Annotated in this window: 14 protein-coding genes; 4 read left to right on the top strand and 10 right to left on the bottom strand. The window is 66.5% G+C overall.

The window, feature by feature from the left end:
- The first annotated feature begins 121 nt into the window (after window positions 1-121).
- Window positions 122-625 carry a hypothetical protein gene (locus LDB05_RS03760; protein WP_226006594.1) on the top strand — a complete coding sequence of 168 codons (504 nt, stop codon included), beginning with the start codon at window positions 122-124 and terminating at the stop codon, window positions 623-625.
- Between the two features lie 90 nt (window positions 626-715).
- Here LDB05_RS03760 and LDB05_RS03755 read toward each other — a convergent pair whose 3' ends face one another.
- The 9 genes from LDB05_RS03755 to LDB05_RS03715 all read right to left on the bottom strand — a co-directional run bounded on the left by LDB05_RS03755 (window position 716) and on the right by LDB05_RS03715 (window position 10,088).
- On the bottom strand, window positions 716-2,479 hold the full coding sequence (locus tag LDB05_RS03755; RefSeq protein WP_226006593.1) for a YcaO-like family protein: 1,764 nt from the start codon (window positions 2,477-2,479) through the stop codon (window positions 716-718).
- Between the two features lie 97 nt (window positions 2,480-2,576).
- Window positions 2,577-3,815 carry a cation:proton antiporter gene (locus LDB05_RS03750; protein WP_226006592.1) on the bottom strand — a complete coding sequence of 413 codons (1,239 nt, stop codon included), beginning with the start codon at window positions 3,813-3,815 and terminating at the stop codon, window positions 2,577-2,579.
- Between the two features lie 172 nt (window positions 3,816-3,987).
- The gene (locus tag LDB05_RS03745) at window positions 3,988-5,463 is read right to left on the bottom strand and encodes an MATE family efflux transporter (RefSeq protein ID WP_226006591.1); all 1,476 of its coding nucleotides are present in this window, start codon (window positions 5,461-5,463) and stop codon (window positions 3,988-3,990) included.
- Window positions 5,460-6,089 carry a TetR/AcrR family transcriptional regulator gene (locus tag LDB05_RS03740; RefSeq protein ID WP_226006590.1) on the bottom strand — a complete coding sequence of 210 codons (630 nt, stop codon included), beginning with the start codon at window positions 6,087-6,089 and terminating at the stop codon, window positions 5,460-5,462. Before LDB05_RS03740 ends, LDB05_RS03745 begins: the two co-directional genes overlap by 4 nt.
- Window positions 6,090-6,246: 157 nt before the next feature.
- Complete coding sequence (locus tag LDB05_RS03735) at window positions 6,247-6,696, bottom strand: RNA-binding protein (protein ID WP_226006589.1); 450 nt, start codon at window positions 6,694-6,696, stop codon at window positions 6,247-6,249.
- A gap of 87 nt (window positions 6,697-6,783) precedes the next feature.
- Window positions 6,784-6,987, bottom strand: a complete 204-nt coding sequence (locus tag LDB05_RS03730; RefSeq protein ID WP_226006588.1) for a DUF1918 domain-containing protein — start codon at window positions 6,985-6,987, stop codon at window positions 6,784-6,786.
- 265 nt (window positions 6,988-7,252) lie between these two features.
- Entirely contained in the window at window positions 7,253-8,146 is an 894-nt protein-coding gene (locus tag LDB05_RS03725; protein ID WP_226006587.1) for an ABC transporter permease subunit, read from the bottom strand.
- On the bottom strand, window positions 8,143-9,174 hold the full coding sequence (locus LDB05_RS03720; RefSeq protein WP_226006586.1) for an ABC transporter ATP-binding protein: 1,032 nt from the start codon (window positions 9,172-9,174) through the stop codon (window positions 8,143-8,145). Before LDB05_RS03720 ends, LDB05_RS03725 begins: the two co-directional genes overlap by 4 nt.
- A gap of 224 nt (window positions 9,175-9,398) precedes the next feature.
- Window positions 9,399-10,088 carry a type 1 glutamine amidotransferase domain-containing protein gene (locus LDB05_RS03715; protein ID WP_226006585.1) on the bottom strand — a complete coding sequence of 230 codons (690 nt, stop codon included), beginning with the start codon at window positions 10,086-10,088 and terminating at the stop codon, window positions 9,399-9,401.
- Between the two features lie 152 nt (window positions 10,089-10,240).
- Here LDB05_RS03715 and LDB05_RS03710 point away from each other — a divergent pair, with 152 nt between their 5' ends.
- Window positions 10,241-10,702, top strand: coding sequence for an Hsp20/alpha crystallin family protein (locus LDB05_RS03710; RefSeq protein ID WP_226006584.1), 462 nt, complete (start codon window positions 10,241-10,243; stop codon window positions 10,700-10,702).
- Window positions 10,703-10,738: 36 nt separating this feature from the next.
- Here LDB05_RS03710 and LDB05_RS03705 read toward each other — a convergent pair whose 3' ends face one another.
- Window positions 10,739-11,737, bottom strand: a complete 999-nt coding sequence (locus tag LDB05_RS03705; RefSeq protein ID WP_226006583.1) for a DHH family phosphoesterase — start codon at window positions 11,735-11,737, stop codon at window positions 10,739-10,741.
- Window positions 11,738-11,953: 216 nt separating this feature from the next.
- Here LDB05_RS03705 and LDB05_RS03700 point away from each other — a divergent pair, with 216 nt between their 5' ends.
- Window positions 11,954-13,132, top strand: a complete 1,179-nt coding sequence (locus LDB05_RS03700) for a thiolase domain-containing protein (RefSeq protein ID WP_226006582.1) — start codon at window positions 11,954-11,956, stop codon at window positions 13,130-13,132.
- Window positions 13,129-14,556, top strand: a complete 1,428-nt coding sequence (locus LDB05_RS03695) for a zinc ribbon domain-containing protein (protein WP_226006581.1) — start codon at window positions 13,129-13,131, stop codon at window positions 14,554-14,556. Before LDB05_RS03700 ends, LDB05_RS03695 begins: the two co-directional genes overlap by 4 nt.
- Window positions 14,557-14,630 lie beyond the last annotated feature (74 nt).

Below are 14,630 nucleotides of genomic sequence, written 5' to 3'. Positions count from 1 at the left end.
ATTCAAAAACCCAATGGATGAGGATATTTGAACGATCGAGGGGGAAACGAGTCGGCGGGCCGTCGCCGGTCCGTTGCCGGGAAGAGTAACGCATACGGTCGTCCGACCCTGAGTGCCGACCGTGAACCGCCGTACGGTACTTCGAACGGCCGGCGTGGCCGCCACCGTCGGGCTATCGGGCTGTATCGACGCCTTCGAGGAGCACTATCAGGGCAGTTTTCAGGGGCTGATCCCGATCGAGATCCACAGCGAGACCAGTCGCCACTACGACCTCCGAATGGAGGCGTACGATAGCGAATCGAACCGCCAGACCTACGACGAGAGCTACACCGTCACGGCCGATCAGTCGGTCACGCCGCCCCATCTCTCCGCGACCGAGCAGTTCTTCCGCGTGACCAAGTTCGGCGAGGACGACGAAGTCCAGTCAGTCGAGGAGACGCTGGTCACGGAGAACACGAAGCTCGTGACGATCCGACTCACCGACGACGATCTGGCCCTCGAGATCGATCGCGACGAGAACGGGGCGGACGGTCCGTCCCCCGAGCCGCCCACGAACGATTCCGGGACGAACGGATCCACGCCGGACGACGGCTCGAACGACACGACGACCGAGTCGGCGGAATAGGGCTCCCTGCCGGTCGCAATCGAGTCCGACGAGCGACCGTTTCGAAGCGAGATCACTGCGTCCTCTCCGGAGACGAACCGCAACGACCGGTCAGGGGTACGGATGAAACGCCCGCTCGAGGCGCGGCTCGAACCCGAGTTCCGACGGGACCGACCGTGCTCGCTCGCCGAAGAAGGGGGAACCGGTGAACAGCGGTTGTGCGCCGGGAACCAGTACCCGGACCGCCTCGAAACCGATTCCTTCGACGTCACGGGTCGTCAGCCGCGCCGCGTACGGCGTCAATCCGGTGTCGGCAATCCGCGAGCACAGCGCCTCGAGTCGATCGACGCCCGTCGGCACGGGATCGGGGCCGACGCTCGCCGCCGGTACCGTCCGCTCGGTGTCGACGAACTCCCGGACGGGAGCCGGGAACGAGGCGTACTCGCCGATCTCGCCGCCCGCATCGCCGGCGTCGTCCGGTCCGAGATTCCGGAGCTCCATCCAGTTCTGGAGGGCCTCCGCTAGCGCCGACGTCGCGGCCGCCGCGGCGTCGAGTCCGGCCGCCGAGCCGACCGCGAACGCCGGCCACGAATCGTCGGCTGGCCCGACCCGCTCGTCTTCCTCGAGCGCGTCCGGCTCGCGATGGACGGCCACGGCGACCACGGGGACGTCGATATCCTGCGTGACGAGCAGCGGCGTCACCGACAGCCCCTCGCTCCGGGTGCGGCGCTCGAGCGTCGCGAAGGCGTCCGTTTCGACGGACAGTCCGAGCGGCTCGAACGTCGAGTACCACGCGAGCATCGTCGCGTCCCGCTCGATCACTTCCGTCAGCCCCGATATCAGCGCGTCGACCGTCGAGGAACCGAGTCCCAGTCCGGTCGTGATCGCCGGAACCAGCGATTCGCCGGGCTGGGGGAACTGGACCGCCGCAGCGGGCAACTGTGCAACTTCCCCGGTAGCGAGGTTCTCGCCCGCCACCCAGCGGTGTTCCTCGTCCGGTTCGTACGCCGGTGCGTCGTCCGGTCGGACCAGTTCCGTCGGAGAAACCGCGTTCTCGAGGTCGGCCTCGCTCGCGTGCACGAAGTCGTCCTCGCGGTAGACGCCGGCGCAGTATCGCTCGAGTCCCTCGCCGACGGCTTTCATCAGCGCCGCGTTCCAGTCGTCGGCGACGCCGGCCGCCTGTCGCGGGGCGCTCGCGTCGCTGTACGCGGTGGTGTCCGCGACCGTCGACAGATAGTACGGTGCCGGGAACGACTCGATCTCGCCGATGCTCGTGATCGGGCCAACGCGCTCGTCGATCGCCCGTTCGGCGGCCGCGACGGCCGCGTCGAGGTCGAGCGCCTCGGCATCGCGTGCGAGCCCGCGATCATGGTCACCACTCGCACACTCACAGCCGGGCACGGGCAGGAATCCCCGTCGGGCGTGGGGAACCTCGAGTACCTGCCCCATGATCGATCCCTGCTCGCCCGAGAGGACGCGGACGCACTCACGACCGGCGATCGCGCCTGCGAACCGCGCCGCGCTGCGATCGGCCTGCGGAGCGTCGGCCCGTTCCTCGAGGTTCGACGCGACGCGAGCGCGAAGACAGTCGAAACAGCCCGTTTCGGCCGCGAATCCCGAGACCGATGCGTCGACGTCCGGCAGGGGCTGGCCGCCGATCCCGCCGATCTCCACAGCGATCCAGGGCGTCCCGCCGTCGCGAGCGGCCTCGTTTGCACGTTCGAACGTCGCCGAGCCGGCGACGTCGCTGACGACCGCGAAGCGAGCGTCGGTCAGGTCCGCCGGAGCGGCGTCGCGGACACCGACGTCGACATCATCGAGCGCGGTGACGACCGCCTCCCGGACGGGATCGTCACCGACGACGGAGACTTGCATACCCCTATCTGCTGGCGCGGGCGGCAAAAGCGCCCCGCTCGAGCCTCGCCGTGAGGGGACCGGGCCGTGTCGAGCGGGTGCCGGCTCGACTGACGAGTCAGTCCTCCGTCGGCACCCCGGAATCGACGTAGACGAGTTCGTCCGCGCTCTCGAGCAGCCGGACACCCCAGGTGACGGTCACGGGAACGAGCGCGGTCGTGAAGACGGCGATGAAGACGAGGATCGAGAACATCGACTGGTCGATGACGTCGGCCTCGAGCGCGACTCTGGCGATGATGATCTCGACGGTCCCGCGGCCGTTCATGCCGAAACCGACAACCAAACCCTCGAGGGAGGTGAGCGACGTCGGCAGCGAGAACAGCCACGAGCCGATGATCTTGCCGAGGAACGCGATGACGACGAGCACGGCGAGGATCCCCGGCGTGTCGAAGAACACGTCGAAGGTAATCTGGAACCCGACGGTAACGAAGAAGACGGGCGCGAAGAACCCCATCGCGAGATCGTACATCACCGTGTGCATGTGCTCGTAGAGATCGGGTTCGACGTCGGCCTGCCGGAGGAACATGCCCGCCATGAAGCCGCCGACGATCATGTGCAGTTCCGCGAGGGTCGCGAGGTAGGCGAACAGCAGGGAGACGAGCAGGGCGAACGTGAACGCCGTCGTTCGGTCGACGAACCCGTACCGCTCGCGCTGGCGCTCGATGTACCGCCAGGCGACCGGCAGAAAGCGATACCCGAGCACGAGCGTGACCGCGAAGAAGCCGACCGCCTGCAGGAGGATCGTCCCGATCTCGCTCGGATCGAACGTCCCCACCGTCACGTAGCTGTCGACGCCCGCGAACGCGATGAGTACGCCGACGTCCGACGCGAGCGCGCCGCCGAGTAACACGTTCGCGATCCGGGTGTCGAGCAACTCGAGGTCCGCGAGGATCCGGGACTTCGTGGCCAGCGACGTCGCGGCCATCGCGAGACCGAGAAAGAGCGCCGCCCCCGTCGAAATCGCGAGCCAGACGCCGGCCGCGTAGCCCATGCCAAAGGGAATGACGAAGGCCCCGAAGGCGATCAATAGCGACTGCGGGCCCAGCTCGAACAGCTCACGGAGGTCCACCTCCATCCCGACGTAGACCATCAGGAGGAACACGCCGAGTTCGGACAGCACGGAGAGCAGTTCCGACGGTCGTAGGAGTCCGATCAGCGCCGGTCCGAACGCAATGCCGGCGAACAGCTCCCCCATCATCGTCGGGTAGCCCAGGCGCTCCGCGAGGGCGCCGAACACCCACGCGACCGACAGGACGAGCAGGAGGCTCAGGATGTCGATGTCGACGGCTTCGACCATCGGTCACCCCTGCGGAGCGCGACTGGACCGCTCGCGGCGCTGTTCCCCTCCGTCGATCCGACGGCGGGGGCTGTTACACGGTTGTTTCATTGTGACTACTCCCGGTCGATTACGTCGACTCACGGGTACTTCACTGGGGTGGGTACTCCACCCTTCTGTAGTGACAGTCCGCTCAGTCGTCGGTTCCGGCCTCACTGACCTCGAGATCGTCGCTCAACTTCGGTGCCCCGTCGTCGGTGAGGTCGACGTCGCGCCACGTCCCGCGTCGATACCAGCCGTACGCGAGCCCGGCACCGACGGCGTTCGAGACGGCGAATGCGATCCAGATCCCGCGGTAGTCGATGGCCTCTGCGAGGACGTACGCCATCGGGAGGCGAACGAGGCCGTAGATCACGAGGACGATCGCCGCCGCGGTGAGCGTCTTTCCGGTACCGCGGAAGCTCCCGTTGTAGGCCCGCATTACGCCGATGAAGCCGAAGGAGGGGGCGACGTACTTGAGGAACGAGACCCCGGCCTCGATGACCTGTGGATCGTTCGTAAAGATGGCCGTAATGGGTCGCGCACCGAGCCACGCCACGACGCCCAGCGCGCCGAGGACGACGAACATCGTTCTGGCAGCGAAGTCAGCAGTCGCTTCCGCTCGCTCGGGTTTGCCCGCGCCGACGTTCTGGCCGGTCATCGTCTCGACGCCCCGAGCGACCGCGATCGCCGGGAGGAAGATGACTGAGAACACGCGCGTGCCGATCCCGTAGGCGGCGACGACCGTGTCCGGGAAGAAGGCGACGATCACGAGCAGGAGGTTGATCGACAGCGCTCGCCCCATCCCCTCGATCGACGCCGGAAACCCGATCGAAACGAGCTTGTTCGCGAAGGAGAGGTCCGGTCTCATCTGTTCGAGTCGAATGCGGACGCCTCGAGTCCCGCGGAACATGATCACCAGTCCGACGGCGAGCGCGAGACTGCGCGAGATGACCGTCGCGATCGCCGCTCCCTCGATCCCGAGTTCGGGGAACACCCACCAGCCGAAGATCAGGAACGGGTCGAGGACGACGTTGAGCAGGACCGAGCCGAACATCACGAGCATCGGCGTGATCGTGTCGCCGTAGCCCCGCATCAGCGCGATGAAGACGAAGAAACCGAACATGAAGGGCATACCGAGCGAGATGACCTGCATGTACTCGGTCGCCAGCGGCAACACGTCCGGCGACGCACCGAGCAGTCCGAGCAGGTCCTCCACGAACACGAAACCGACGAGTCCGAGGATCATCGCCGCGAGCAGCGACAGGGCGACGGTCTGGGAGGCCGCGTACTCCGCTTTGGCCTCTTCCTCCGCGCCGATGTGCTGGGCGACGAGAACGCTGCCGGCGACCGACAGCCCCAGCCCGACCGAGATGAGCAGGAAGACCATCGGGAACGCGAAGCTGATCGCCGCGAGCGCCTCGGTGCTGTACTGCCCCAGCCAGAACGTATCGATGAGGTTGTAGGCCGTCTGCAACAGGTTCGTCACCACGATCGGGAGGGAGAGGTAGAACAGCGGTTTCGCGATGCCGCCCGAGGTGAGATCGAACTCGTCGCGGCTCTTGAACAGCCCGGTGACTCGGTCGAGCCGAGCGCGGAGCCAGCCGACGAGCCGATCCAGCAGCGTCATTCGTCGGCCTCCGTGTCTTCCTCCACCACGGTGCTCACACCGCTCGAGCCGTCTGCCCGAAGGAATTCGTCGATGTACTCGTGGACGTGTCGCTTGGTACGCTCCGGCGATCGATCGACCGCGGCCGCCCGCGCCTCAGCGCCGTTGAAGACGGTGACGAGGAAGTCCGCAGTTTCGTCCGGATCGACGTCTGCGCGGAACTCCCCCACCTCGAGCCCGTCCGCGACGAGACCGGCGATCCGATCCCGCAACGCGCGGTCGAACTCGCGCAGCTGCTCCCGGTAGGCCTCGTTGTACGGCGACTGAGCCTTGATCTCGAGGATCGCCGTCCGGAACTCCTCGGCGGAGTCGGGGTCCGAGGGCGTCAGGAGTTCGTCGAAGAACGCGCGGAGCCGTTCGTCAGGCGTCTCGCCGGGCACGGTTTCGGTTCGGTCCTCGAACCTGTCCAGCAGGTACTCCAGGAACGACTCGAGGAGGTCCTGTTTCCCCTCGAAGTGATAGTGTAGCGTCCCTTTGGTCTTGCTCGACTCCTCGGCGATGTCCTGCATCGTCAGCTCCGCGTAGCCGTGTTTGCAGAGCGCGCGGTACGTCGCATCCATCAGGTCATCGATCGTATCGTCCGTCATTCGGGGAGGGTCTACACGAACTTACTGACTGGTCAGTCAAAAGCCCTCGGTAACGGACCGGTTACCGGTCGCGATCGAGGGCGATGGGACCATACGGTACGCGCTGTCGACACTCGATTCGGAAATCGGTCGGGAGAGGATCGTGAAGGAGGAGTCGTTACTCCTGCTCGCGCAGTCGCTCGAGGACTTCTTCGGCGTTCTCGACGGCCTGTTCTTTCTTCGCCGGATACGCCTCGACTTTCCCGCGGAAGGTGATGCCGTCGCCGAGTCGGACGTCGCCTCCGAAGGCCGCCTGTTTGTCGAGTCGCAGGAAGAGTTCGGTGTTCTCGGTGACCCGCTCGTCGAGTTCGTCGATCAGGTCGTCGAAGGACTCGAGATCGGCCAGCCGCGAGAGGACGTGCCGGACGTCGTCGGCGTTCTCGACGCGCGCCGAGAGGACGAGGATCCGGTCGCCGTAGTGGCCTTCGCTCTCGGTGCGCTCGAGCTCGAACGGCTCGTCGTCGCCGTCGGGGAGGAAGGTTCGGAGCGCCTCCTCGACGCGTTTTTCGTCCTCGGTGGCGTAGCAGAACGTCCGTAAATCGACGTAGTGAAGCGGTATCTGTGGCATCTGCGATTCGAATGTCGGGATGGTGTGCGGGCGCGGTGATGATGCTCGGTACCGGGACTCGAGGGAAAACCGGCCCGCGAGCGGTGGTTATTCGTCGTCGGTGTCGTCAGCGTCGTCGGCCGCCTCGAGGTCGTCCTCGGGGACGCCGGCCTCCTGGCCGTCGTCGAAGCTGATGGTGTAGGTGACGTCGCCGAACATCGATTCCATGGTCTGGGTCACGGTGCCGGTCTCGCCGTCGTACTCGCTGTGCTCGTCGTGCAGGACGACGCGGTCGTCTTCCTCGAAGCTCATAGCGTGTAATTTCCCGTCTGCGTGTAAAAAGGGACTGATTCGCGGCAGGTGATCGAACGCTGCTCGAGCGGGAGTGGAAAGCCTCCGCGAGGTGGGTTCGATAGAGACGGTGACGGTGGACGTCCCGTTCAGGCGGCTGCTATCGTGATTTCCACACCCTCCCCAACCGATTTACTCGCGCATAGTTACACGGCGGTTCGCCGGTGGCTCACCGCCGTCCAGCGCGCGCCATCGCACTGTCGGGTGCTACAGATCGAGAGGTGGGCTAGTTCAGGTCGGCCCGTTCGAAGCGTCGATAGCCGATCGCGATCGGGACCACGATCCAGGCCAGCAACACGACGGGGGCGAACCACTCCGACAGGTAGAACGGCACGTCTCCGGCGACGCGGTTCGACGTCAGGAGCGTGGCTTCCTGGAACGACCCCGCTGGCACGTCCTCGACGATGTTTTCCCAGCCGACCAGCGCCGGCACGTACGCGTCGATCATCGAGGCGATCGCCTGCCGGTAAGACTCGAGCGGGTTCAGCCGGAGGGCGAAGAGGTACCACGCCGGTGCCTCGACGCCGACGAGTTCCCCCTCGAGCGCGTAGTGGAGACCGGCGATCAGCGGATGCCACAGCATCGTAAACAGAATGTAGCTGCCGATCGCACCGCCCATCGCGCCCATTCGGGTGTCAGTCATCGCCGAGACGCCGACCGCGATGGCGGTGAAGGCGGCCCCGAGCAGGAGCGTCAGGGCGACGAACCCCAGCACCGTGGGGACGGGCAGCGAGCCGAACAGGGCGAACATCAGGGCGGCGGCGAACGCACAGGCCGCGAGCGTCGCGACGACGATGACGCCGGTTCGACTCGCGAGTTTGCCGACGAGGACGTCGCGGCGGTTGTGAGAGAGGCCGAAGAGGATCCGGAGGCTGCCGGACTGGCGTTCACCGACGATCGCCATGTAGCCGACGACCAGCGCGATGATCGGGACGAACAGTTGCCCGCCGATATTGGTGAAGAAGAAAATCACGTCCGTCGCGCTCGCATCGTCGATCTGTGACGACGCTCCGAGCGTCACGATCCCCATCAGGAGCAGGAAGACTGCGGTGATTCCCCAGACCATCCGCGAGCGCACGACGTCCTCGAAGTCCTTGCGCGCTATCGCGGTCCAGGTCATCGGTCTCCCTCCTCGGTGTCCGCTTCGAGTGAGCCTTCGTCTTCGATCACCACGTCCCCCGCAGGGCCCGACTCGGTCGTTGACTCCGAATCGGGATCGGCGATGGTTCCCGTCCCGGTAAACGCCGCGAACAGGTCTTCGAGCGTGGCCTCCTCGATATCGAAATCGAGGACCGCCGTTTCGGATTCGACGAGGCGGTGGACGACCGTCGCCTTGGCGCGCGGATCGGTGTAGGAGACGTACAGGCCGTCAGCGTCTCGAGTGACGTCGGTAACGCCCTCGATCCTGGGTAGATCGTCGACCGGCGCTTCGGGTTCGCCGGCCGTTTCGAGGACGAGTCGCGACCCGACGCCGGCCGATTCCCGGAGCCCCTCGATGGTATCGACGGTGACCAGTTCGCCGTCGTCGAGGATGCCGACCCGGTCACAGACTGCAGCCACCTGCCCGAGGATGTGACTCGAGAAGAAGACGGTCGTCCCGGTTTCGGCTTCCTCGCGAACGATTTCCTGCATCGTCCTGATCCCGTGCGGGTCGAGACCGCCCGACGGTTCGTCGAGGACGAGCACCGCCGGATCTCCCGCGAGCGCCATCGCCATGGCGAGTCGCTGGAGCATTCCCTTGGAGTAGTCGCCGACCGGCCGCCGCCCGTCGGTCCGGTCGAGTCCGACCCGCTCCAGGAGGGCATCGGGATCGGCGTCGCCGTTCTGGGACTCGATCGCGAACTCGAGGTGGCGGTAGCCCGACGAGCGGTGCCAGAGATCGAACCCCTCCGGGAGGACGCCCACGCGATCGCGGACTGCGTCCGTCTCTTCTTGCGTATCGTAACCGAGGACGGTCGCGGCTCCCTCGGTCGGTCGAACGAAGTCCAGTAGCAGGTCGATCGTCGTCGTTTTGCCGGCCCCGTTCGGCCCGAGAAAGCCGAACACTTCGCCTTCGGCGACCTCGAGGTCGAGATCCTCGAGCGCCACGACGGCGTCGTCGCCGGACCCGTAGCGTTTCGTGAGTCCCCGCGTTCGTATTGCCGTCATGTGGTGCGCCCAACACGACCAGATAGAAATAGCATTCGGGACGTCACATTTCTGAAATGAAGAGACACCGGAAACGAGCGCTCAGACGGACGCCGACGAGGAGCTTGCCGCCGGACGAAGGCGGCCCGTAGATGCAGTCTCTCGTCAGATAGCGACGTCCGTTCGTGGTGCGGGACGAACGAATCGAAGAGCCGCGATCGGAACCGAATCGATCCGCCGTCAGATCAGGCTTCGGCCTCGATGCCGAGTTCCTCGAGCAGCGTGTCGGCCGCTGCGCTCGAGGAGCCGGGGCCGCGCGCGGTGATGAGGTCGCCGTCGACGGTGACGCTGGTGGCGGCGTCGAGTTCGGCGTCCCAGTTCCCGCCGGCCGCTTTCACTTCCTCCTCGGTCCAGTAGGGCAGTTTGCGGCCGTCGGGCATGCGGTCGGCCTCGTCGACGATGCCTTCCTCCCACTCGTTGGGGAAGCCGGTCACGTCGCGACCGTTGACGATGAACGCGCCGTGGCTGTCCCGGGCGAACCCGAGGACACCGACGGCGTGGCAGACGACGAGCGCCTTGCCGTCGCCTTCGACGATATCGCGGAGCAGCTGGCGGACGTGTTTGTCCTGATTGATGTCCCAGGCGGTGCCGTGACCGCCGGGGAGGACGACGGCGTCGTACCCCTCGGCGTCAGCTTGTGCGACCGGAATCGGATCGTTCAGCCGCTCGTCGTTCTCGTGAGCGTCCCGGACGCGTTCGATGGTCTCCTCGTCGACCTGCTCGGGGTCGAGCGATCGCTCGTCGATCACCGGCGGACTCCCCGACGGCGTCGCGACCGTGATCTCGACGCCAGCGTCCGACAGCGTCTCGAGCGGCTCGACGCATTCTTCTCCCCAATACCCCTCTTCGCTGACTACGAATAGTGCGTCAGTCACGCTCGGTCCTACGAGCGGGAGCGTAAAAACGACCAGCCTTTCACCCAGTACTGCCGGAAATTTACGCTCGAACGGATTAGTATGACGGATCGTCAGTCCGACGGGGAGTGGCCTTTTTCGCTATCGACGCCGTATGTCCGGTAGGTGATAGCATGGCAGACCGCCCCCGTCCGTTCGACGGTATCGACGAACTACTCGACAGACTGAACCGCCAGATCGAAACGGCGGCCCGGTCGTGGGAAACGCAAGTCGACAATCGGAGCCAACTCGATCTCTCGATGGGTGGTTCGGAGACGAGCCTGGACCTCGCGGACGAAGGCGACGAGTTCGTCGTCACGATCGACGTTCCCGGGTACGAAAGCGACGATCTCGAGTTGCGGCTCCGCGGCGACACGCTGGCCGTTTCGGGCGAACGAGAGCACGAGCAGGAGGGCGGCGACGAGGAGAACTACATCCGCCGCGAGCGGAAGACGCAATCGTTCAGCCGCCAACTTCGGCTGCCGGACCCCGTCGACGTCGACGAGGTGGCGGCCAGCGTCAACAACGGGATTCTGACGATCCACCTCCCAAAACGCGAGTCGAGCGAGGAGGCGCGCTCGATCGACATCGAGTAGCGAGCCCTCTGTCGCGCCGGTCGATCGAGTCCGCGCTCAATCGTCGAGGTTCAGCGCGTCGAAGAAGCGACGAGTGATCCTCCCCCCGATGAACGTGAGCAGTTCGTCGTCGTCGTCGCCGTGGTCCGCGAAGAGGCCGAGTTCGATCCGGCCGCCGGCCATGTCGTGGTGGCCGCCGACTGGGCCGAGTTCGTCGAAGCCCTCTTCGAGCGTTTCGCCCATGTTGACCCGCGGGTCGATCGAGCGACCGCTGAGACGGATGGCGTCTTCGACGATCCCGTAGACCAACACCGTGTCAACGCCCTCCAGGTTGAGCAGGTAGTCCGCAGCCTGGGGAAGCGCGTCCGTCTCCCCGGTCTCGCCGACGCTCGCGACGAGCGACGAGCCCCGGCGCTGCCGGCTGGCGATCGCGCGGCCGATCGCGTCGAGCGTCCCCGGGGAAAACGCGCTGCCGTACAGTTGCTCGAGGATCTCGAGTTCCGCGTCGGGGTAGACCGCGAGCGCGGCCTCGTACTCGCGACGCGTGGGTTCGCGAACGAAGTCCAGACGCTCGCGATGGAGCGCGAAGAGCAACGCGGAGGCGAGTCGCGTCGTCAGATCGACATCGAGTTCCTGGAGATACTCGATGAAGATGGTCGCCGTCGCGCCGTACCCGTCGCGAACGTCCTCGAACGCTGCGTTAGCCGACTCGCCGGGATGGTGATCGACGACGACGTCGGGGGTAATACTCGCCGGCACTTCGGTGTTCGCCCCCGGTCTGGTGTGGTCCACGAACCCCACGCTGTCGTAGTCCTCGATCGTCGTTTTCGATAGCGTCTGGAGACTGATCTCGAGCAAGTTGACGAACGCGCGGTTTTGCTGGTGGGAGATCTCGCCGCCGTAGGTTATCGTCACGTCCTCGACCTCGTACTCGCGGGCGATCGCCTCGAGTGCGAGCGCGCTGGCGAGACAGTCCGGATCGGGGTTGTCGTGGCAGACGATCGCCAGCGAGTCGGTCCGCTCGAGAACGGACACGAGTTCGTCCGCACGTGACATACCCGAGATACGCGGACGAGCCGCTTGAATCCCGCGTCGTATCTCAGTAGCGCTGAATGTCGTCGCGGTCGGTCGCGGTACTGACCAGTTCCGGTCGCGCTCGGTCCCCGTTCCGGACCGCTGTCGGCATCTCGGTCGCCGTCGAGTTAGCGATCTGCAATGAACGATCGTTATCGAGTGTACAGTTATTTCACACCGGCCATCCGAGGGGAGAGTATGCGAGACGCCTATCTCGTCGGTGCGGGACAGTCGGATTACGGGGCGTTCCCGTCGGAGAGCTACCGGTCACTGTTCCGCACGGCGTTCGAAGCGGCGACGGACAGCGTTCCGAACGGACTCGAGGCCGCGGACGTCGACGAAGCGTTCGTCGGCAACCTCGGCGTCGGCGGCCGGCAACTCGGCCTCTCCGGGCCGGCAGTAACCGAACACGTCGGTCTCGACGGCGTCCCCTGTACTCGGGTCGAAAACGCCTGTGCGGCCAGCGGGTTCGCCGTCAGACAGGCCGTCCAGGCCGTCAAATCCGGGATGGCCGACGTCGTCCTCGCGGGCGGCTTCGAGATTATGTCCGACATGAGCTCGGACGCGACGAAGTACTGGCTCGGCGTCTCCGGAGAGACCGAGTGGGAGCGGCTCTCCGGGACCACGTTCTCGGGCGTCTACGCCCAGATGGCCAGCGTCCACATGGAACGGTACGGCACGACGCGCGAGCACCTCTCTCGAGTCGCCGTCAAGAACCACGCGAACGGCGCGAAAAACCCCCACGCGCAGCTCGGGTTCGAGTGTTCGCTCGAGGACGCGCAGTCCGCTCCGGTCGTCGCGGACCCGCTCAACCTCTATCACTGCTGTCCGACCTCCGACGGCGCGGCCTGTGCGCTGATCGTCAGCGAGGACGTCGTCGACGACTACACGGACGATCCGATCCGGATCGCCGGCGTCGGCGCCGGCAGCGACACCGTCGGCCTCTTCCAGCGCGACACCTACACCGGCGTCCCCGCGAGCCAGCGTGCGGCCGAGTCCGCCTACGAGATGGCCGACGTCGAACCCGACGAACTGGACTTCGCGGAGGTCCACGACTGCTTCGCCATCGCGGAACTGCTGGCGTACGAGGATCTCGGCTTCTGCGAGAGAGGCGAAGCCGGTGACCTCATCGAATCGGGTGCGACCGAATTGGGCGGCGAGCTCCCGGTCAACACCTCCGGCGGGCTCAAGTCCAAGGGCCACCCCATCGGCGCGACGGGTGCCGGCCAGGTCGTCGAGACCTACAAACAGCTTTCCGGCAAGGCGGGCGAGCGACAGGTCGAGGCCCCAACGCGCGGGCTGACACACAACGTGGGTGGCAGCGGTGGTGCCGCCGTCGTTCATATTTTCGAGAAGGAATCGGGGGTGGACGCATGAGCGCGATCACCGGCGTCGGCGCGTACGCGCCCCGGTTCCGTATCAGCGCAGAGGCGTTCGAAGAGGCGTGGGGCCAGTTCCACGCCGCCGGCGTGACCGAGAAGGCCGTTCCCTCGGCCGACGAAGACACCCTGACGATGGGCTACGAAGCGGCGACCCGCGCGCTCGAGGCGGCGGAAACCGAGCCCACCGAAATCGACTGGGTCGCGTTCGCGTCCTCGCGACCGCCGGAGGCCGAGGAGGACCCCACGGCCAGACTGGGCGCGATGCTCGCCCTCTCGGAGTCGGCTACCCGACAGGTCTTCGCGGGCAGTACGCGCGCCGGGACACGCGCGCTCTGGGCCGGGCTGGACGCGCTCGAGGCCGACTCGACGACCGCGCTCGTCGTCGCGGCCGACGCGCCGAAGGGCGACCCCGACGACGGAATGGACCACGCCGCCGGCGCGGGTGCCGCGGCGTTCGTCCTCGAGCGCGAGGGGGCGGCCGAAATCACTGACCGCGCCGAGTACGCGGCACCGTATCCGGGGACTCGATTCCGGACCACCGGCGAGGACGAGACGCAGGGACTGGGCGTCACTCAGTACGACCGGCAGGCGTTCACCGAGACGATTGGCGGGGCGGTCGACGGTCTCGAGGTCGAACCCGACCCCGAAGCCGTCGCAATTCAGGCCCCCGATGGTAAGCTCCCGTACCGCGCAGCGGGCGCTGCCGGCGTCGGCACCGACGAAATTCAGGCGGCCGCGACGGTCCACGAACTGGGCGATCTCGGCGCCGCGAGCGTGCCACTGTCGCTCGCGCGGGCACTGGCAGACGGCTACGACTCCGTCCTCGGCGTTTCCCACGGCAGCGGCGCGGGTGCCGACGCACTGGTCATCGAGTCCGACGGCGACGTGCCGACGGAGACCGCACTCGAAGGCGACGACCCGCTTTCCTACGCCGAGTACCTGCGCCAGCGTGGCGTCGTGACCACGGGTCCGCCCTCGGGTGGTGGCGCGTACGTCAGCGTCCCCTCCTGGCGGCGCTCGATTCCCCAGCGCTACCGGCTCGAGGCCGGGCGGTGTTCCGAGTGCGGTACCCTCTCGTTTCCGCCGGAAGGTGCCTGCGACGAGTGCGGCGCGCTCACGGAGTACGAGCCCGTCGAACTCGCGGGCGAGGGAACGATCGAGGCCGTCACGACGATCTCGCAGGGCGGCGCGCCGCCGGAGTTCGCCGAGCAGCAGGCCCGATCTGGCGACTACGCGGCAGCCATCGTCGCGCTCGAAACCGACGACGGCGACGAGACCGTCAGCGCCCCCGCGATGGGAACCGACGCGGATCCCGCCGACTTCGGCGTGGGCGACCGGATCGAGACGACGATCCGCCGGATCTACACCCAGGAAGGCGTCACGCGGTACGGGTTCAAGGTCCGGCCCGTGAGCGAGTAGCGGGCTCGAGTCCGAGCCGTCGGAAACGGGTTTTCAGCACCGCGACGATTGAGACTCGTCTCGGAGTGAAATCA

Origin of the sequence: Natrinema salinisoli (assembly GCF_020405205.1) — an archaeon.
Lineage (GTDB): Archaea > Halobacteriota > Halobacteria > Halobacteriales > Natrialbaceae > Natrinema > Natrinema salinisoli.
The sequence above is the reverse complement of the archived record's forward strand: the minus strand, read 5'-3'. Positions and strand labels throughout refer to the sequence as shown.